The sequence below is a fragment of the Burkholderia sp. Bp8963 genome (genome assembly GCF_003854275.1).
Lineage (GTDB): Bacteria > Pseudomonadota > Gammaproteobacteria > Burkholderiales > Burkholderiaceae > Burkholderia.
On record NZ_QTQP01000007.1, the window covers coordinates 74,622 to 94,030 of the forward strand.

Below are 19,409 nucleotides of genomic sequence, written 5' to 3' on the forward strand. Positions count from 1 at the left end.
GCAGATTCTCCCGTGATTCTTGCGCGCGCCATGCGCGCGCACCGTCCCGCACTTTCCTTATGCGCCGAGCGTCTCGATCAGCGCCATTTCCCGGCTCGACATCAGCTTCTCGATGTCCATCAGGATCAGCATCCGGCCGTCGACCGTGCCGAGCCCCGTCAGGTACTCGGTCGTCAGCGTCGCGCCGAATTCCGGCGCGGGCATGATCTGGTCGGTCGACAGCGTCAGCACGTCAGACACGCCGTCGACCACCATCCCGACCACGCGGTGCGCGACGTTCAGGATGATCACGACGGTCTGGTGGTCGTACTCGACGCGGCCGAGATGGAACTTGATCCGCATGTCGACGATCGGCACGATGATCCCGCGCAGGTTGATCACGCCCTTGATGAAGTCGGGCGCGTTCGCGATGCGCGTGACGCTGTCGTAGCCGCGGATTTCCTGCACCTTCAGGATGTCGATCCCGTATTCCTCGTCGCCGAGCGTGAACACGAGGAATTCCTGACCCGTCGCGTCGCCATGCTCCGCGTCGCGGCGGCTCGTGGCCGCATTCGCCGCGGCCGGATTGATCATTTGGACTTCAGCAGACACGTTTGCCCCCAATCGGTTGAATGGCGAGAGTCAGAACATCGCGAGCGCGGCGCCCGGACTGGCGCCGTGCGTCGCACGGGTTTCGCGGTTCAGCGCCGCGACGTCGACGATCAGCGCGACGCTGCCGTCGCCGAGGATCGTCGCCGCCGAGATGCCGTGCACCTTGCGGTAATTCGTTTCGAGGTTCTTCACGACCACCTGCTGCTGGCCGACCAGCTCGTCGATCAGCATCGCGAAGCGGCGCCCCTCGGTTTCCATGATCGTGACGATCCCCTGGGTCGGGTCGGTGCGCGCGTCGTCCACCGAGAACACCTCGTGCAGCGCGACGAGCGGCAGGTATTCGCCGCGCACGCGCACCACGCGCTCGCCGTTGCCGACCGTGTAGATGTCGTCGGCCGACGGCTGCAGCGACTCCATCACGAAGTTCAGCGGCAGGATGAAGATCTCGCCGCCGACCTTCACCGACATCCCGTCGAGGATCGCGAGCGTGAGCGGCAGCACGATGCGCGTCGTCGTGCCGCGGCCCGCCTGCGACGAAATCTCGACATGGCCGCCCATCGACTGGATGTTGCGCTTCACGACGTCCATCCCGACGCCGCGGCCCGACACGTCGGTCACCGTCTCGGCGGTCGAGAAGCCCGGCGCGAAGATCAGCTGCCAGACTTCGTCGTCGCTGATGTTGTCGGACACCTGCATGCCCTGCTTCGCGGCCTTCGCGAGGATCCGCTCGCGGTTCAGGCCGCCACCGTCGTCGCTGACCTCGATCACGATGTTGCCGCCGTGATGCGCGGCCGACAGCACGAGCTGGCCGACCGCGTCCTTGCCGGCCGCGCGGCGCTTGTCGACGGTCTCGATCCCGTGGTCGAGGCTGTTGCGCACGAGGTGGGTGAGCGGATCGATGATCCGCTCGATCAGGCTCTTGTCGAGTTCGGTCGCCTGGCCGAACGTGACGAGCTCGACCTGCTTGCCGAGCTTGCCGGCGAGATCGCGCACGAGCCGCGGGAAGCGGCTGAACACGTAATCCATCGGCATCATCCGGATCGACATCACCGCTTCCTGCAGGTCGCGCGCGTTGCGTTCGAGCTGCGCCATCCCGTTGAACAGGCGGTCGTGCAGCGCCGGGTCGAACGCGCTCGCCGTTTCCGCGAGCATCGCCTGCGTGATCACGAGCTCGCCGACGAGGTTGATCAGCTGGTCGACCTTCTCGACGCCGACGCGGATCGAGCTGCCCTCGCCGCCCGATGCGGCCGCCGCCGGGCGCGCGCGCTTGTCGTCGTGGTGCGGCTGGGCCGCCGCCGGGTGCTCCGGCGCAGCGGCCGATGCCGGTGCCTGCGGAGCCGGCGCCGGCTGCTGCGCGGCCGGCGCGGGGTCGGCGGGCTGCAGTGCGGGCGTGGGCGCGGCGGCCGGTTGCACGGCGGCGGGTTGTGCGGCGGGTTGCACGGCCGGTTGTGCGGCGTGGATCCCGGCCTCGGCCGCGGCGGCGTCCGCCGGCGCGGCAGGCGCGGTACCGTGGCCGACCGCGATCTGGCTTTCGTCGATCACGAAGCAGCACACCGCGACGATGTCGTCGGACGGTACGTCGGAGTCGAGCCACAGCGTCAGCGCGCCGCCCGTCTCCTCGCGGCCGACGATCCGGCCGAGGTTGCCGAGCTCCTCGGTGAGGAGCGCCTGGTCCTTCGCGTCGACGCCGGTCAGCGTGATCTTCAGGTGCGGACCGCCGGCTGCGTCGGCCGGGGCAGCGGCCGACGCAGCGGCCAACGGTGCGGCGACCGGATGCGCGGCCTCGAACGCCTGCTCGACGACGTGGTCCGGCACGCTCGCGTCGGTCGATGCAACAGCCGGCGCGCTTGCAGCGGGTGCTGCAGGTGCCGCAGGTGCGGTTGGTGCCGCGGCCGCCGGCTCACCGCTCGCGGCCTTCAGCCGCTCGAGCTTCGCGCAGATCGCCGCGGCGGACGCCGCATCGGGTTCCGCGCTCGCGCGATAGTCGGCGAGCTGGTCGGACAGCACGTCCTTGGTTTCCAGGAACGCGTCGACCATCTCCTTCGTCAGCGTCAGCTCGTGATTGCGCGCGCGGTCGAGCAGCGATTCGAGAATGTGCGTCGTGTCGGTGAGCGCCGAAAAGCCGAACGTCGCCGCGCCGCCCTTGATCGAATGCGCGGCGCGGAAGATCGCGGCCAGATCCTCGGGATCGGGCGCATCGACGTCGAGGTTCAGCAGCAGCTGCTCCATCTGCGCAAGCAGCTCGTCCGCCTCGTCGAAAAACGTCTGGTAGAACTGAGTAATGTCGAGAGTCATGCCGGGTCACCGGATAAGGTCGTCGCGTTCATGTCAGGATTCGGCCGGCGTGGACAGCGACGCGACCAGCTCGACCAGCACCGCCGGGTCGATCGGCTTCTCGATCCAGCCCGTTGCGCCCGCATCGCGCGCGGCGGCCTTGAATGCGTCGCTGCCCTCGGTCGTCAGCACGAGGATCGGCGTGTCCGCATACGCGGTGAGCGCGCGCAGCGCCGCGATCACCTCGAGGCCGCTCTTGCGCGGCATGTTCTGGTCGGTCAGCACGAGGTCGTACGCAACGGCGGCCGCCATGTCGAAGCCGGCTTCGCCGTCCGGCGCAACCGTCACGTCGTAGCCGGCCTGCGCAAGCGTCGCCTGCAGGAGCGCGCGCATGGTCGCGGAGTCGTCGATGGCAAGAATGGTTCGGATCATGTCTGTCTCGGGAGCCTCAATGTCGCGGCGCGGACGCGGCGGCGCCGGCCAGCGCCGGTCGCACGCCTGCCGTCGCCGGGGGGGCGAGCTGCTGCGCGAGCTGCTTCGAGCCCGCGGCGTCGGCCGACAGCGTGGTGGTCGTCGCGTCGTCGCGCATCAGCGCCTCTTCGGATTTGCGATTCAGCACGATCACGCTGATCCGGCGGTTCTCCGGATCGAGCGGATCGGCCTTGTTCAGGTTCTGTGTCGATGCGAGACCGAGCACGCGCAGCACTTTCGCCTCGTCCATGCCGCCCGTGATCAGCTCGCGGCGCGACGCGTTCGCGCGGTCGGCCGACAGCTCCCAGTTGCTGTAGCCGCCTTCGCCGCCCGCGTAGGCCACCGCGTCGGTGTGGCCCTGGACGATGATGCGGTTCGGCACGTCGTTCAGCGTCTTGCCGATCTCGCGCAGGATGTCGCGCATGTACGGCTCGACGTGGTCGCTCGACATCGCGAACATCGGCCGCTTCTGGGTATCGACGATCTCGATGCGCAGCCCCATCAGCGTCGAGTCGATGCGGATCTGCTGCTTGAACTGGCGCAGCGTCGGGTTCGCCTCGATCGCGGCCATCAGCTTGATCTGCAGGTCGTGCAGGCGCACCTGCTCGCGGCGCTCGATCGCGCCTTGCGCCTGCGCCTGCGCGTCCTCTTCGCTCTTTTTCGCGACGCGGTCCGCGAGGCTCGTCGAGCCGTCGGTGCGGCGCGTCGAGCCGGCGTCGACGCTCGAGATGTCGCGCCCGCCGCCGTTGACGATGCTCGAATCCTGCGAGCTGCGGTCGCCGCTGCCGAACAGCGCGGCCTGCAGCGGCGTGTTGAAGTACTCGGCGATCCCCTTGAGCTGCACCGGCGTCACCGAGCTCAGCAGCCACATCAACAGGAAGAACGCCATCATCGCGGTCATGAAGTCCGCATACGCGAGCTTCCAGGCGCCGCCGTGGTGGCCCTTCTTCGCCGGGGCCACCCGCTTGACGACGATTGCGCGATCCTTGCTCTTGCTCATCGGGCGCTCCGCGTCACTTCGCCTTCACGCGGCGCACGTGCTCTTCGAGCTCGGCGAACGACGGCCGCTCGGTCGAGAACAGCACCTTGCGGCCGAACTCGACCGCGATCGCCGGCGCGTAGCCGTTCAGACTCGCGAGGATCGTCACCTTGATGCACTGGAACATCTTCGTCGACTCGGCAACGCGCTGCTCCGCGAGGCTCGCGAGCGGGCCGATCAGCCCGTACGACAGCAGGATGCCGAGGAACGTGCCGACCAGCGCCTGCGCAATCATCGCGCCGAGCACCGCAGGCGGCTTGTCGGCGGACGCCATCGTGTGCACGACGCCCATCACGGCCGCGACGATCCCGAACGCCGGCATCGCGTCGCCGACGCGCATCAGCGCGTGCGCGGGGCCTTCGCCTTCCGCGTGATGCGTCTCGATTTCCTCGTCCATCAGGCTTTCGATCTCGAACGCGTTCATGTTGCCGCCGACCATCAGCCGCAGGTAATCGGTCAGGAATTCGACGATGTGGCGATCGGCCAGGATCTTCGGGTACTGCGTGAAGATCGGGCTCTTGTCCGGATCGTCGATGTCGGCCTCGAGCGTCAGCGTGCCTTCCTTGCGGGCCTTCGCGAGCAGCACGTACAGGAGCCCCATCAGCTCCATGTAGACGTCCTTCGTGTATTTCGAACCCTTGAAGAGCGTCGGCAGCACGCGCATGGTCGCCTTGATGGTCTTCATGCCGTTACCGAGGATGAACGCACCCACACCCGCGCCGACGATCATCAGAATTTCGATCGGCTGGATCAATGCGCCCAGATGCCCGCCTGCCAGCGCATAACCGCCGAAGACGGACAAAATCGTCACGAGTGTTCCCACGATAATCAGCACTGCCTGTCCCTCACGAGTGACCGGCGGGGAGACCGCCGTTAAGTGGTTTACGGCAGTCGGCAGGAAAACTTTGGCGGTCGCGCGGCGGCGTTCGGGCCGTGTTTACCAGCAATCCGCGGCCGATGATGCGCGTTCGCGGCGCCGGGGCGCGGGCGCCAGGTGAGCCGCGAGTGCAGCCACTGGCCCCGCCCGGCGGGGCTCAGACGGCGAGCGCCGCCTGCCCGGCCTGCGCGGCGGCCGCCTTGCGGGTCTTGCCGGCGCGCGACGGCGGCTGGCACAGGCCGCAGACGAAACCTTGATGCGGATCATGCGCATGCGCGACGAAATGGCCGCCGCAGCGCGTGCACGGGGTCAGCTGCAGCATCCCCGAATCGAAGAAGCGCACGAGCGTCCACGCGCGCGTGAGGCTCAATGCCGCCTCGTCGCCGGACAGGTTCACGTGCTCCAGATAGAGCCGGTACGCCTTCACGATCGACTGGATCGGCTCGCAGCGGCCGTGGTCCTGCATGAACCGGTAGATGTTGTAGAACAGCGACGAATGGATGTTCGGCTGCCACGTCATGAACCAGTCGGTCGAGAACGGCAGCATCCCCTTCGGCGGCGACACGCCCTTCAGTTCCTTGTACAGCTTGATCAGACGGTCCCGCGACAGGCTCGTCTCCGCCTCCAGCAGCTGCAGCCGGGCGCCCAGTTCGATCAGTTCGATGGCGAGGGTGATTTCCTTCACCTCCACCACGACGCTTTTGGTTGCCATATTCAATAGCCGTCCGCTTCGGATTGCTTCGATGGGAATCGCCCGCGCGCGGGTACCCGGCGCAGACACGCCGGGACGAACGCGGGGGCGGGACGGTCAGCGGATGCTTTCGACCGGCTGGCCGGCCATCAGGATCGCCGAATGGGCGTGCGAGACGACGGCGCTGCGGCCCTTGTCGGCCAGCGACGACAGCAGCGCGTGATCGTCGAAACGGAAGCGGCACAGCATCTGGTTCGACGCCGCGAGCTTCACGGTCTGCGCGAGCGTCAGGTTGCCGAGCACATCGGCCAGTTCCTCGGATATTCCCATGCGGAACATGCCCATCGCTTTGTCCTCGCGCAGCAGGCGCTGCGCGAGCAGGAGGTACGACAGGTTTACCTCTTTGATCTCACCGAGCATTTCGCTGGTAGCGCTCATGATTACCCCGTTAAGAGCCTTGGCCGTTCATGTTATGAAAACGTTTGCTCGAATAGGCGGCTTGCGGCTCGCGGAATCGGCACGTTTATAGTCTTACACCGGGATTTTGGCCAAACGGGATTTGCGCCGGTATCGGCAAAGTGGCGCGCGCCGTGCAGGAATTGTCTGTAAACGGTGTAGGAATTTTTCCGACAAGGGAATTTGAAAGGAAGCGGAATGGGCGGGACGCGACTGTATGTCGCGAAAGGCCGACAGACGGGGCTGCCGGCGCGCTGATCGGTAAAAATTATAGTGGTTTTTCATGCGCACGCAACAATCATCGCTGTCATCGCGTTTTTTGTGACCGCACCCTTTTTATCGGGCTTTTCGCGCGTTTCAGCGTGTAACAAGCCTTAAGCGTTTGAAAAAACACTCGAACCCCGCAGGCCGATCCCGATAATGGACTCCAATGGGCGGCGACGCGACGCGTGCCGGCCGCCCTCCCGCTTGCCGTCCGGCGTCAGGCACCCCCGCCTGATGCCCGGCCACGCACCGCGTTACGCGTGCGTCGGCGAGTTCCGCCACTCATGCAAGCTTGTATGGGATTGGAGCCGGCGCCCACGCGCCAACTTCGATCGACACAGGAGATCGCCAGATGCGTATTGCCCAGATCGCGCCGCTTTACGAAGCCGTCCCGCCGAAACTCTACGGCGGCACCGAGCGTGTCGTGTCCTACCTCACCGAAGCGCTCGTCGAGCTCGGTCACGACGTCACGCTGTTCGCCAGCGGCGACTCGGTCACGTCCGCGCGCCTCGAGGCCGCCTGGCCGCGCGCACTGCGGCTCGATCCGTCGATCCGCGATGCGATGGCGCCCCATATGCGCCTGCTCGAGCAGGTGGCGCGCGTCGCGCACGAATACGACGTGCTGCACTTCCACCTCGACTACCTGCCGTTCCCGCTGATGTCGCGCCTCGACACGCCGTACGTGACGACACTGCACGGGCGGCTCGACCTGCCCGAGCTGCAGCCGGTGTTCGACGCGTTCCCCGACGCGCCCGTCGTGTCGATCTCGAACAACCAGCGCAAGCCGCTGCCGCAGGCCGCGTGGGCCGGCACCGTGTATCACGGGCTGCCCGCCACGCTGCTCGCGCCGCAGCCGGACGTCAAGCCCGAATACCTCGCGTTCCTCGGCCGGATCTGCCCGGAGAAGCGCGTCGACACCGCCATCCGGATCGCCGCGCAAAGCGGGCTGCCGCTCAAGATTGCCGCGAAGGTCGACAAGGCCGACGCCGACTATTTCAAGGAAGTGATCGAGCCGCTGCTCGGCGAGGCGCACGTCGAGTTCATCGGCGAGATCAACGAGGCGCAGAAGCCCGCGTTCCTGTCCGGCGCAAAGGCGCTGCTGTTCCCGATCGACTGGCCCGAGCCGTTCGGCCTCGTGATGATCGAGGCGATGGCGTGCGGCACGCCGGTCGTCGCGTTCAATCGCGGCTCGGTGCCGGAAGTGATCGAGGACGGCGTGACGGGCTTCATCGTCGAGGACGTGCAGGGCGCGGTCGGCGCGCTGCACCGGATCGACAGCCTGTCGCGCGACGCGATCCGCGCGCGTTTCGATACCCGCTTCACCGCGAAAGCGATGGCGCAACGCTATGTCGATACCTACGAAAACCTTTGCGCGGCGACGAAGCAGCCCGCATTGCGCCGGGTCGCGGGCGGCTGACGCCGGAAATTCGCGCGGAATCGGACCGCAAATTCCCCGCCGAAAGCGCGCCGAAATCGGCGCGTAATACGAAAGAGTCATGAAAGAGCCACGAAAGAGCCGCATCGTCGATGCGGCTCTTTCGCTTTTGACCCAACGCTTATTCGATCAGAAAACGGTCGCGGTTTTTGCCGACGATCCAATTCGGCGGCTTGCCGCGGCCACTCCAGGTGGCGCCCGACTTCGGATCGCGGTATTTCGCCGGCAGCGGCGCCTTTTTCGGCGGACGCCCGCGCCGCGCGCGCTCGGCAAACCCGAGATCCTGCGCGGTTAATCCGTATTCGGCGATCATCCGCTGGACGTCCGCGATCACGGCTTCGACTTCCTGACGACGCACTTCATCGGCCTGAGCCTGCAAATCGGCGATCTGCGCCTTGAGTTTCGCGTATTGAGACATTTTTTGCTCCCTGTTTCATGATGCGGCCCTGGCAATTCCAGCCTAGACACAAAGCATCCGTTACGCAATCCGCACTGCCACCGTATCCGTTGGAATTAATGATCGTATTTTTAGCCGAATACGACTATATCGTGAATGCGGACTTATTCTAATAAAAGGCGTTCGGCAGGCATTGAAATTTAACAATCGTTGACCCTCGCGTCCCTGATTCATTTCCTATAATCCAGACCAATTTCGGGGGCCGTGTATATCCAGATGCGTCCGCCCGCCTTCTACTCCACTTCCTACGGGATCGCTTCATGAATCTTTCACATCGGCTTGCTGCAGAGGTATTCGGCACGTTCTGGCTGGTGCTAGGCGGGTGTGGCAGCGCCGTGCTGGCGGCGGCCTTTCCGGGTCTCGGCATCGGTTTCGCCGGCGTGGCGCTGGCGTTCGGCCTGACTGTGCTGACGATGGCATTCGCGATCGGCCATATTTCGGGCTGCCATCTGAATCCGGCGGTGAGCGTCGGCCTGACGGTCGCCGGCCGCTTCCCGGCGCGCGACCTCGTGCCCTACATCGTCGCGCAAGTCGTCGGCGCAACGATCGGCGCATTCGTGCTGTACCTGATCGCGACCGGCAAGCCCGGCTTCGACGTGGTCGGCAGCGGCTTCGCGACGAACGGCTTCGGCGAGCGCTCGCCCGGCCACTACGCACTCGGCGCGGCGTTCATCTGCGAAGTCGTGATGACCGCGTTCTTCCTGTTCGTGATCCTCGGCGCGACCGACAAGCGTGCGCCGGCCGGCTTCGCGCCGATCGCGATCGGCCTGTGCCTGACGCTGATCCACCTGATTTCGATCCCGGTCACGAACACGTCGGTGAACCCGGCTCGCTCGACCGGCCCGGCGCTGTTCGTCGGCGGCGACGCGATCGGGCAGCTCTGGCTGTTCTGGCTTGCGCCGCTGATCGGCGCGGTGATCGCCGGGGTCATCTATCCGCTGGTCGCAGGGCACGATGACGCCCTCGGCCTGCTGCCGTCGGCATCCGCTCGCACAAGCGAATAAAACGTTACGGGGTCAAGCGAGCAGGAGCAGCGAGCCTCACGCTGTCGAACAAAAGCGAGGCAGGCAGTTTCAACGGGCGCCGTCGGCGCCCGTTTTTCATTCAGCGCGCGACGGCGCTGTCCTCGAGCGCGAACAGCGTGCGCAGATGCCGCGCGACGCCCGCGTCGAAGTTGTTGCCGATCCGCGGGATGTGCGGCAGGCGGGCGATCAGGTCGGGATTCGCGTTGTTCATCATGTACGCGTGACCGGCGGTTTCGAGCAGGTCGATGTCGTTCATGTTGTCGCCGAACGCGATGCAGTGGCCGGGCTCGATGCCGAGCCGCCCGAGCACCGAGCGCAGCGCACGGCCTTTCGACACGTTCGCCGCCATCACTTCGAGACAGTCGGGCAGCGAGTACGTGACGTACAGCCGGTCGCCAAATTGCGTGTGCAACCGTTCGGAGACGCCCGCCAGGTCCGCCGGATCGCCGATGTACAGCACCTTCGCGATGTCCGCTCCGGCATGCGCAGCCATGTCGATCACGTCGTAGCGGAAGCCCGAATCCTGGTGGAAATCGAGCAGGTGCGGCGCATCGCGGTCGATCAGCCAGTGGCGGTCGGCGAACAGGTTGACGATCACGCGGCCGTGCGTGCCCGCGACTTCCGGCTGCACGAGGCAACGGACGATCTCGGGATCGATGTCCTGCGTGTGGATCGTCGTATCGTCCGGCGCATGCACGCGCGCGCCGTTCGACGTGATCAGGTACGGGCGGATGCCAAGCACGTCGCGGATGCCCGCGACATCCGCGTAGTGGCGCCCTGTCGCGATGACGAACTGCAGGCCGTCGCGGTCGAGACGGCGGACGGTCTCGATCGTGTACGGGTCGAGCTGGTGATTGCTGTTCAGCAGCGTGCCGTCGAGATCGGTGGCGATGACTTTGTACATGGGACGGGATCAGGCGCGATGGCGCGCGGATGGCTCTGCGGAACCGCCATTCTAGCGTCGCGCGCCGCGGCGCGTCGGGCGGTTGTCAGGTTCGGGGCTTGTGGGACGGCCGCGCTAATCGGGCCCCACCGGCCACGCACCAGCATCCGCCCGCCAGCTCACCGCCAAACCATCCCCATCCCCATCCCACCCCCAACCCACCCTTTTGGCGCCACGTCCGCACCCACCCGCGCCACGTCCGCGCCGGTCAACCGCCCCGGGCTGTAGCCAGCGCCAGCCTCAGCGCGCCGTGCGCGGAATCCTCGAGCGGCGCGCGCAGCCGCGCGGCATGACGCGCAGGCACCACCGGCGCAAGCGCATCGGCGAGCCCGCCGCACAGTGCGACCGGCAGCGCGTGCTGCGGATCGAGCGCATCGATCATCTTGCCGATCTCGTCGCCGGCCTGCGCGATCAGCGCCGCCGCGTACGGATGCGTGCGGTGCGCGAACACGAACGGCGCGAGCCGCGCATAGGCGGTCTGGTTCGCGTCGCACGACCACGCGACGAGCGCATCGCGATCCTGCGCGCCGGTCTCGGCGAGCAGCGCCGCGGCAAATGCGTCATGCGGCACGCGTCCGTCCAGCGCCTGCTGCGCATATGCGAGCGCGCGCATGCCGAGCCACGCGCCGCTCGCCTCGTCGCCCGACGGAAAACCGAAACCGCCCGCGATCCGGCATGTGCCCGCCGCGTCCAGCGCCGCCGCGATGCTCCCGGTGCCGAGCGCGACGATCAGCCCCGGCGCGCCGCCGTGCGCGCCGACGACCGTCGTATATGCATCGCTTTCGACCGTGAGCGCCGCCAGCGGCGCCTGTGCGCGGAATGCGGCGAGCCAGCCCGCGTTGTTGACGCCGGCCAGCCCGCACCCGAGCGCGCAGCGCGACCAGTCGAGCGCGAGCCCCGCCTGCGTGAACGCGTCCGCACACGCGACGCCGATCGACGCCCATGCACGCTCGATGCCGAGACCGAGCCCCGACGGGCCGCCGCGCCCCTGCGCAAGCTCGCGGCCCTGCCGATCCGCCAGCACCGCGCGGGTGCCGGTGCCGCCGCCGTCGATGCCGATCGCAAAAAGTATTTCCGTCATGCGTTGATCCTGCCGATTCGAACAGGCGCCAAGCTTAACCGGATCGGCGCCGCGCGCCCATCCGCCGTTCGGCCGGCTTTGCCGCACCAGGGGCTTCCGCTATGCTCACGCGATCGAATCGAAACAGGAAGCGAGGCGAACGATGTCGCAGCGGTGCAACTGGGTGAGGACGGAAGCGGACGCGCACTATCACGATACGGAATGGGGCGTGCCGTCGCACGACGATCGCCATCTGTTCGAGATGCTGATCCTCGAAGGTGCGCAGGCCGGGCTGTCGTGGTCGACGATCCTGAACAAGCGCGCCGGCTACCGCGCCGCGTTCGCTGATTTCGACGTCGACGCCGTCGCGCGCTTCACGCCGAAACGCATCGAGAAGCTGCTGGAGGATCCCGGTATCGTGCGCAACCGCGCGAAAGTGGCGGCCGCGGTGACCAACGCGCGGGCCGTGCAGAAGATTCGCGACGAACACGGTTCGCTCGCGCAGTTCCTGTGGTCGTTCGTCGATCATGCGCCGATCCAGAACGCGTGGCAGTCGTATCGCGACGCGCCCGCGTCGACCGAGCAGTCCGACGCGCTCAGCAAGGCGTTGAAGGCCTACGGCTGCAAGTTCGTCGGCTCGACGATCTGTTATGCGCTGATGCAGGCGACCGGCATGGTGAACGACCACGAAGTCGGCTGTCCATGTCACGCGAAGTGCGCGGCGCTGGGCAACGAGCGACCGGCGCGGGCACGCAAGGCCTGAGACTCGCGCTGCGTACTCGCTGCGTACTTATTAGGCACGCCGCTCGACACGCGACGGACGCCATCGGGCAAGTCGGCCGCGCCGGGCAATCCTCCCATCGCGCGCGACGAATTCCCCGCCCCAGACGACAAATCCCGCGCCCAAAAGCAAAACGGCGGAGCGGCTTCTTTCGAAGCACGCTCCGCCGTTTCGCGGCGAACCTGGGAAGCGCTTAGTGGAGCTTCTTCGGCAGCATCTGGCTGCGCAGGCGCTTGTGCAGGCGCTTGACGGCAGCTGCCTTCTTGCGCTTGCGGACTGCGGTCGGCTTTTCGTAGGACTGGCGCTCGCGCAGCTCAGCGATCAGGCCATTTTTTTCGATAGCGCGACGAAAGCGGCGAATCGCCACTTCGAACGGCTCGTTTTCTTTCAGAAGAATCGTCGTCATGTCGTTCCTAAATTGCTTATACGGTCAAAAACGTAGCGGCCAAGCGCCACGCACCGGCCATCCGGGCGTTCCCACAACAGGCGAAACGAGCGGAAAAAACGGCCTCGGAGGCCGGAAAAGAGAGGCGGAAAGCACCGCGATTACGCTTCACAAGCCGCGTGCAGCGCCGCGTTTGACTGCCAGCAGACATACCGAAAACGGCAGAGGCTTGACAGAAATCTCAATTCAGCCCGCCATGTTAGCAGGTAAACATCGGTTCGCCTACCGGTTTACCACTTTTCCGTCGCGATTCTGCATCACAGGCATCTCCCCGCCCCGGCCCGCATGGCGCAGCGGCGATCCAGCCCCGAAAAACGAAGATCGGGATAAAAATCGGGCCGAATCTCAAGCTTGCCCTCAAGTTTTGTTTTGGGCCGCCGAAATCCTGCTCTGAGGCGGCCAGCAATGAACGAGTGCTTCCGCCGATGCCAAATTGGCTTTCCAGGGCTTTCGGCTTAAACAGGAGATTTTCCATGCTCGGAATTAACAGCAACATCAACTCGCTGGTTGCTCAGCAGAACCTCAACGGCTCGCAAAGCGCACTGTCGCAGGCCATCACGCGCCTGTCGTCGGGCAAGCGCATCAACAGCGCAGCGGATGATGCAGCAGGCCTCGCGATCGCGACCCGGATGCAAACGCAGGTCAACGGCCTGAACCAGGGCGTGTCGAACGCAAACGATGGCGTGTCGATGATCCAGACCGCATCGAGCGCACTGTCGTCGCTGACCAACAGCCTGCAGCGTATCCGCCAACTGGCCGTGCAAGCATCGAGCGGCTCGCTGTCGTCGAGCGACCAGGCAGCACTGCAACAAGAAGTCACGCAACAGATCTCCGAAGTGAACCGTATTGCGTCGCAAACGACGTACAACGGCAAGAACATTCTCGACGGCTCGGCAGGCGTGGTGAACTTCCAGGTCGGCGCGAACGTCGGCCAGTCGATGAGCCTGAACCTGACGCAAAGCCTGTCGGCAGCATCGCTCGGCGGCGGCTTCGCGCAAGCGGGCAACGTGCTCGGTTCGTTCACCAACCTGAGCCTGACCGCAACGGGTTCGGCAGCAGCAGCAGGCACGACGCCGGCAATCACGCAGATCAACGTGCTGGCCGACGGCAAGGGCGGCTTCACGTACACGGACCAGAACAACCAGGTCCTCTCGACGACCGCTGCGGCAGCCCTGTTCTCGCCGTCGACCGGCGGTGCAAACGGCTCCATGACGCTGTCGGCCGTCGCGGGTAGCGCGCTCGACCCGACGATGCAGATCGCCGGCATTTCGGCAGCCAACACGAACGCACCGGCAGCAACGGGCGTCGTTCTCGGCACGATCCAGGGCATCTCCGTCTCGGCCACGAACGGCGCGAACGTCGCGGCGAACGCCCCGGGCGCGATCACGTCGATCACGATCAAGTCCGACGGCGCCAACGGCTATACGTTCTTCGACCAGAACGGCACCGCACTGACGTCGGGTGCTTCGAGCCAACTGTTCTCGACGACGGCGGCAGTTGCGCCGGGCACGGGCTATGGCCTCAAGTACAACGCCGTGACGCCGGCAAGCGACTTCGCAAACGTCAACAACAACAACCAGCTGACGACCGTTGCAAACGTCAGCGTGGCAACGTCGACCGGCGCGAACCAGGCAATCGAAACGATCGACAATGCACTGGCCTCGGTGAACAACATCCAGGCGCAACTCGGCGCAGTGCAGAACCGTTTCACGGCGATCGCAACGACGCAGCAAGCTCAGTCGACCAACCTGTCGCAAGCGCAATCGCAAATCCAGGACGCAAACTTCGCGCAAGAAACGGCTAACCTGTCGAAGGCGCAAGTGCTGCAGCAAGCTGGCATCTCGGTGCTCGCGCAAGCGAACTCGCTGCCGCAGCAAGTGCTGAAGCTGCTGGGTTAAGGCATCACCCGGGCATCACCCGGGCATCACCCGGCGACGCTCCGCGCAAGGCATGTTTCACGCCGCGCGCGGAGCGCGGCGTTTACCTCGCGGGCGGCCCGCGCCGCCCGCGACTCGCCAACAGGCGAAATACCGTAAAGATTCCCAAACGAACGGGGCCTCTCCATGTCCACGATATCCTCGACCGCGTCCACTTCCGCGAACGCCAATTCCGCGCTTCAGCAAGCCGCACAATCGATCATCAGCGGCTCGACCGGCAATTCGTCGATGGATGTCAACTCGCTGGTGACGGCACTCGTCAATGCAAAGACCGCGGGCCAGGCATCGGCGCTGACCGCGAAGCAAACCACGGACAACACGCAGATTTCCGCGCTCGGCACGCTGAGTGCAGCGCTGTCGGCGCTGCAGGCCGGCCTCTCGTCGCTGTCGAATGGCACGATGCTGTCCAAGTTCGCCGCGACGGCAAGCGGCAGCGGCCTGACCGCCACGGCCGGCGCCGGCGCCGTCGCAGGCAGCTATTCGGTCACCGTCTCGCAGATCGCGACCGCGCAATCGCTGACCTCCGGCTCCTTCACCAGCGCAACGAGCCAGCTCGGCACGGGCACGCTCGCCGTTTCCGTCGGCGGCAAGTCGATGAACGTGACGATCGACTCGACCAACAATACGCTGTCGGGCATCGCGTCGGCGATCAACTCCGCAAGCGGCAATCCGGGCGTGACCGCGACCATCGTCACCGGCACGGGCGGCGCCGCCCACCTCGTGCTGAACTCGACCGCGACCGGTGCCGCCAACGCGATCAGCGTATCGGTCAGCAACCTGCAAAACGACAAGGGCCTGTCGAACCTCGGCGTCACCTCGACCGCCGGTTCCGGCACGAGCGCCTCGACGATCACGTCGGTGGGCACGGGCGCGAACGCATGGACGCAGAACACTGGCGCGCAGGACGCGTCGTTCTCGATCGGCACCGTCGCCGCAACCAGTGCAAGCAACACCGTCACGTCCGCGATCGCCGGCGTGACGCTGAACCTGACGTCCGCAGCGGTCGGCGCGACGCCCCAGACGCTGACGGTTGCGAAAGACACGTCGTCGCAGGCCACCGCGATCACGAATTTCGTCAATCTGTACAACACGCTCGTCACGACGATGAACTCGCTCTCGTCGTTCGACAAGACGCAGTCCGCCAGCTCGCAAGGGCCGTTGCTCGGCGACTCGACGCTCAACACGATCCGCAATACGCTCGGCTCGGTCGTCAGCAACGGCGTGCGAAGCGGCACCACGAACACCAGCCTCGCGGCGATCGGCATCACGCTGCAGGCCGACGGCACGTTGCAGACGGACACGACGAAGCTGAACTCCGCATTGCAGAACAACCCGACTACCGTAGCGACGCTGTTCGCGTCCGGTACAGGCGTCGCGGCACAGCTCGACACGGACATCACGTCGTACGTCAGCTCGACCGGCATCATCGCGACCCGCACCGCCGCGCTCAACAAGGACCTGACGAGCATCTCGACGCAGCAGTCCACGCTGTCGACCTATGCGGCACAGCTCTCGAGCCAGTATCAGGCGCAGTTCACCGCGCTCAACACGCTGATGGCGAAGATGAACAACAACCAGCAGTACCTGACCCAACTGTTCGGCGGCACGAACAGCCAGGGCGCGCTGTCCGCGAACAAGGGCTGATCGACAAGGGGCCACGCTCGATGAACCAGATCACACTGGCAGAACGCCTGCTGTCGCTCACGCACGCGATCGAACACGCAAGCGTGATGGCCGACTGGCCCGAGGCCGCCCGCCTCACCGAGGTGCGCTCGGCGCTGTTCGCATCGCTGGCGGCCACGCAGGAACCGGCCGTTCTCGACGCCGTCCGCAAGATCCAGGCGATCGATGCGGCCGTGCTCGCGAATGCGCAATCGACGATGACCGAACTGCAGGCCGAATACCACGACGCGATGGGGCGCGCCAACGCCGCCGGCCAGTATCAGCACATCGCGACGATCTGAATCACGCGGAGCGCGACGGATGCTCCGCCGTACAAGACAATAAAACCAACGCGCCAGAGTCAGGGCGCGCTCGTTCGACTCACGCCCGCTTCACGCGGGCGTTTTTTTTGGTTCAACGCGGATTGCCGTGGAACGCGGCGGCGATTTCGCGGAAAAAGCGCGCCACATCACGTCGCGCCCGCTCCGCCAACGTCATCGCTAATTCATCAAACAGGCAGGGATTTACGCCTCAACTCGCACATTCGGCGCAATCGGGCCGAACGCATAATCCCCCAACAATGCCCTTTGTGTGTACCGACTCCATGACGCAGCCGCCGTTACCGCCCGAACAAACCGCTTTGCCCGATGACGTCCAGCTCGAGCAAGACCTGCAGCTCGTGCTGCAAAGCGCGATCGCCGAGCATCACAATGGCGCGCTCGACAACGCGGAAGCACTCTATCGAACCCTGCTGGACGTTCGCCCGCATCACTGCGACGCAAACTACAACCTCGGCCTGCTCTTCATGCAACGCGGGCTGTTCGACGACGCGCTGCCGTACCTTGAAACGGCGCTGGGCGCCAACCCCGGTCAGGGCCAGTATTGGGCAAGCTATATCGACGCATTGCGGCGCGCGGGTCAGCACGAGGCCGCGTGGATCATGCTCGAGATGGCTCAGCAACAGGGGGTCAAAGGGCCGGCTGTCGATACGCTGATTCACCTGATGGCCCAAACCGGCGCGGCCGCGCCGACCGCGCCGACCAGTTCGATCGCCGCGCCGGTCCAGTCCGGGCCGGCAGACGCCGCAACGGCAGACACCGAATCGAAAGCGCCGGCGAAGGCCAAGGGCGCGCTGCTGGCTGCGGGCAAAGCACCAAGCCCGCGACAAATGCAGGAACTCGTGGTGCTGTTCAACAGCGGACGCATACCCGAAGCCATCTCGGTTGCGCGCTCACTCGCGAAACGATTCCCTGCGCACCCGATGGGCTGGCGGGTGTTGGGCCTTGCGCAGCATGTCGTCGGACAGTACGACGACGCGATCGAACCGCTGCGAACCGCGCTGGACCTCGCACCGGACGACGTGCAGGCCGGCGCGGTACTGGCCGACATCCTTCGATTGAAAGGCCAGTTCAAGGATGCCGAAACCATCGCGCTGCAGCTGATGAAGGTCAACCCGGAATTCGCCGAGCCGCACCGCATTCTCGGGCTGTGCCTGCAGGCCGAGCGACGGCTTCAGGATGCGGAAGCGTGTTGTCTGCGCGCCGTCGAGCTTCAGCCCCGGGTCAGCGAGATGCACAACACGCTGGGCGTCATCTATCTCGATCAAGGCCGGACACTGGATGCCGAAGCCTGCTTCAGGCGCGCGCTGGACATTCAGCCAGACAACGCGTTCGCGCATCACAACATGCTGTTCTGCCTGAACCACAACCGCGACATCGACGCGTCGACGCTATTCGAACAGCATTGCAATTTCGGGCGACATTGCGAGGCGCCGCTGCGCCAATCGTGGTCTCAGCACACCAACGTTCGCGATCCGGAGCGCAAGTTGCGCATCGGCTTCATCTCCGCCGATCTGTTTCACCACGCAGTCGCGATCTTCATCGAGCCGGTGCTCGCTCACCTCGTGAGCGACGAGCGCTTGTCGATCCATATCTACTACAACTTCACGCGCGAAGACCAGGTCACGGAGCGCCTGCGCGGATACGCGACAACCTGGGATTCGGTGTGGGGGTTGAGCGACGAGGCACTCGCGCGGAAGGTTCGTGCGGATGGCATCGACATCCTGATCGACTTGTCGGGACACACTGCCCGCAACCGCCTGTTGACGTTCGCCCGCAAGCCCGCCCCGATTCAGGCGAGCTGGATCGGCTATCCGGGCACGACCGGCCTGCAGGCCGTCGATTACTACCTGGCGGACCGGTTCCTGGTGCCCTCCACGTCATTCGAAGATCAGTTCACCGAGAAGATCGTGCACCTGTCCGCCGTCGCACCGTTCCAGCCGCCCAGCGTCGCGCCGCCGGTGAACCTGCTGCCGGCACTGCATAACGGCTACGTGACTTTCGGCAGTTTCAACCGCCTCAACAAGCTGCACCCGGACGTCATTGCATTGTGGGCTCAACTGCTGCGGGCGCTGCCCACCTCGCGCATGCTGATCGGCGGCATGCCGGAAGACGGCAGCAACGGCGGGCTCGCCGACTGGTTCGCCGCCGAAGGCATCGCACGCGAGCGGCTCGATTTCCGCCCCCGCGCGTCGCTGACCGTCTATATGCAGCAGCACCACCACGTCGACATCTGCCTGGACACCTTCCCGTACGCCGGCGGGAGCACGACGCTGCATGCATTGTGGATGGGCGTGCCGACCGTCACGCTGCCGGGGCCGACGGTTGCAAGCCGCGGCGGCGCAACGGGGCTGCCGCAGGTCGGACTGGACGAATTCATCGCGCAGGACAAGGACGCATTCGTTCAGATCGGCCTGCGGTGGGCAAACGACCTTCCCGCGCTCGCCGATTTGAGAGCCGGCTTGCGCGCGCGTTGCGTTCAGTCACCGATGCTCCATCCCGACGTGATCGCCGCCGAACTGTCGAATGCGTTGCGGATCATGTGGCGGCGCTGGTGTGCGAACGAACCCGCCGCTTCGTTCGACGCGACCCTGCCGGGCGGCCATCCGGCAGACGCGCGCACGGAACAGCCCGTCGCCGCGGCTGCGGAAATTTGAACACCC

19 protein-coding genes are annotated in these 19,409 nt (G+C 65.7%); 7 read left to right on the forward strand and 12 right to left on the reverse strand.

The features are described from left to right. Nucleotides 1-57 precede the first annotated feature (57 nt). The 7 genes from cheW to flhD all read right to left on the reverse strand — a co-directional run bounded on the left by cheW (nucleotide 58) and on the right by flhD (nucleotide 6,381). Nucleotides 58-573 (reverse strand): chemotaxis protein CheW, encoded by a 516-nt coding sequence (gene cheW, locus DID96_RS08080; RefSeq protein ID WP_124598837.1) that lies wholly within the window; start codon nucleotides 571-573, stop codon nucleotides 58-60. Nucleotides 574-621: 48 nt separating this feature from the next. Further along, the gene (cheA, locus tag DID96_RS08085) at nucleotides 622-2,886 is read right to left on the reverse strand and encodes a chemotaxis protein CheA (protein ID WP_124598838.1); all 2,265 of its coding nucleotides are present in this window, start codon (nucleotides 2,884-2,886) and stop codon (nucleotides 622-624) included. 33 nt (nucleotides 2,887-2,919) lie between these two features. Beyond that, complete coding sequence (locus tag DID96_RS08090; RefSeq protein WP_124598839.1) at nucleotides 2,920-3,297, reverse strand: response regulator; 378 nt, start codon at nucleotides 3,295-3,297, stop codon at nucleotides 2,920-2,922. 16 nt (nucleotides 3,298-3,313) lie between these two features. Further along, on the reverse strand, nucleotides 3,314-4,336 hold the full coding sequence (gene motB / locus DID96_RS08095) for a flagellar motor protein MotB (RefSeq protein ID WP_124598840.1): 1,023 nt from the start codon (nucleotides 4,334-4,336) through the stop codon (nucleotides 3,314-3,316). 13 nt (nucleotides 4,337-4,349) lie between these two features. Continuing rightward, a complete protein-coding gene (motA, locus tag DID96_RS08100; RefSeq protein ID WP_124598841.1) occupies nucleotides 4,350-5,210 on the reverse strand; it encodes a flagellar motor stator protein MotA in 861 nt (286 codons plus the stop codon). Nucleotides 5,211-5,409: 199 nt separating this feature from the next. Next, nucleotides 5,410-5,964: a flagellar transcriptional regulator FlhC gene (gene flhC, locus DID96_RS08105; RefSeq protein ID WP_124598842.1), complete on the reverse strand. Its 555-nt coding sequence runs from the start codon at nucleotides 5,962-5,964 to the stop codon at nucleotides 5,410-5,412. Nucleotides 5,965-6,060: 96 nt separating this feature from the next. Next, nucleotides 6,061-6,381: a flagellar transcriptional regulator FlhD gene (gene flhD / locus DID96_RS08110; protein ID WP_124598843.1), complete on the reverse strand. Its 321-nt coding sequence runs from the start codon at nucleotides 6,379-6,381 to the stop codon at nucleotides 6,061-6,063. A 634-nt stretch (nucleotides 6,382-7,015) separates the two neighbouring features. Between flhD and DID96_RS08115 the strand changes: the two genes are divergently transcribed. Further along, nucleotides 7,016-8,080 (forward strand): glycosyltransferase family 4 protein, encoded by a 1,065-nt coding sequence (locus DID96_RS08115; RefSeq protein ID WP_124598844.1) that lies wholly within the window; start codon nucleotides 7,016-7,018, stop codon nucleotides 8,078-8,080. Between the two features lie 139 nt (nucleotides 8,081-8,219). Here DID96_RS08115 and DID96_RS08120 read toward each other — a convergent pair whose 3' ends face one another. Further along, complete coding sequence (locus DID96_RS08120) at nucleotides 8,220-8,516, reverse strand: H-NS histone family protein (protein ID WP_124598845.1); 297 nt, start codon at nucleotides 8,514-8,516, stop codon at nucleotides 8,220-8,222. A gap of 299 nt (nucleotides 8,517-8,815) precedes the next feature. Between DID96_RS08120 and aqpZ the strand changes: the two genes are divergently transcribed. Further along, complete coding sequence (gene aqpZ, locus DID96_RS08125; protein WP_124598846.1) at nucleotides 8,816-9,559, forward strand: aquaporin Z; 744 nt, start codon at nucleotides 8,816-8,818, stop codon at nucleotides 9,557-9,559. Between the two features lie 100 nt (nucleotides 9,560-9,659). Here the strand turns inward: aqpZ and DID96_RS08130 are convergent, their stop codons facing one another. Together DID96_RS08130 and DID96_RS08135 are read right to left on the reverse strand one after the other, a co-directional pair. Further along, entirely contained in the window at nucleotides 9,660-10,484 is an 825-nt protein-coding gene (locus DID96_RS08130; RefSeq protein WP_124598847.1) for a Cof-type HAD-IIB family hydrolase, read from the reverse strand. A 247-nt stretch (nucleotides 10,485-10,731) separates the two neighbouring features. Further along, nucleotides 10,732-11,604 (reverse strand): BadF/BadG/BcrA/BcrD ATPase family protein, encoded by an 873-nt coding sequence (locus DID96_RS08135; RefSeq protein ID WP_124598848.1) that lies wholly within the window; start codon nucleotides 11,602-11,604, stop codon nucleotides 10,732-10,734. Nucleotides 11,605-11,746: 142 nt separating this feature from the next. Here DID96_RS08135 and DID96_RS08140 point away from each other — a divergent pair, with 142 nt between their 5' ends. Then, nucleotides 11,747-12,346: a DNA-3-methyladenine glycosylase I gene (locus DID96_RS08140; RefSeq protein WP_124598849.1), complete on the forward strand. Its 600-nt coding sequence runs from the start codon at nucleotides 11,747-11,749 to the stop codon at nucleotides 12,344-12,346. 211 nt (nucleotides 12,347-12,557) lie between these two features. Here DID96_RS08140 and rpsU read toward each other — a convergent pair whose 3' ends face one another. Both rpsU and DID96_RS08150 read right to left on the reverse strand, forming a co-directional pair. Next, nucleotides 12,558-12,770: a 30S ribosomal protein S21 gene (gene rpsU / locus DID96_RS08145; RefSeq protein WP_006401410.1), complete on the reverse strand. Its 213-nt coding sequence runs from the start codon at nucleotides 12,768-12,770 to the stop codon at nucleotides 12,558-12,560. Nucleotides 12,771-13,008: 238 nt separating this feature from the next. Further along, the gene (locus tag DID96_RS08150; RefSeq protein ID WP_124598850.1) at nucleotides 13,009-13,284 is read right to left on the reverse strand and encodes a hypothetical protein; all 276 of its coding nucleotides are present in this window, start codon (nucleotides 13,282-13,284) and stop codon (nucleotides 13,009-13,011) included. Between DID96_RS08150 and DID96_RS08155 the strand changes: the two genes are divergently transcribed. The 4 genes from DID96_RS08155 (at nucleotide 13,283) to DID96_RS08170 (ending at nucleotide 19,403) form a co-directional block, all read left to right on the forward strand. Next, entirely contained in the window at nucleotides 13,283-14,707 is a 1,425-nt protein-coding gene (locus tag DID96_RS08155) for a flagellin (RefSeq protein WP_124598851.1), read from the forward strand. The genes DID96_RS08150 and DID96_RS08155 overlap by 2 nt on opposite strands. Nucleotides 14,708-14,872: 165 nt before the next feature. Beyond that, entirely contained in the window at nucleotides 14,873-16,390 is a 1,518-nt protein-coding gene (fliD, locus tag DID96_RS08160; protein ID WP_124598852.1) for a flagellar filament capping protein FliD, read from the forward strand. Nucleotides 16,391-16,410: 20 nt separating this feature from the next. Continuing rightward, nucleotides 16,411-16,710: a flagellar protein FliT gene (locus tag DID96_RS08165; RefSeq protein ID WP_124598853.1), complete on the forward strand. Its 300-nt coding sequence runs from the start codon at nucleotides 16,411-16,413 to the stop codon at nucleotides 16,708-16,710. Nucleotides 16,711-16,832: 122 nt separating this feature from the next. Beyond that, nucleotides 16,833-19,403 carry a glycosyltransferase family 41 protein gene (locus DID96_RS08170; RefSeq protein ID WP_260463822.1) on the forward strand — a complete coding sequence of 857 codons (2,571 nt, stop codon included), beginning with the start codon at nucleotides 16,833-16,835 and terminating at the stop codon, nucleotides 19,401-19,403. Nucleotides 19,404-19,409: the final 6 nt, after the last annotated feature.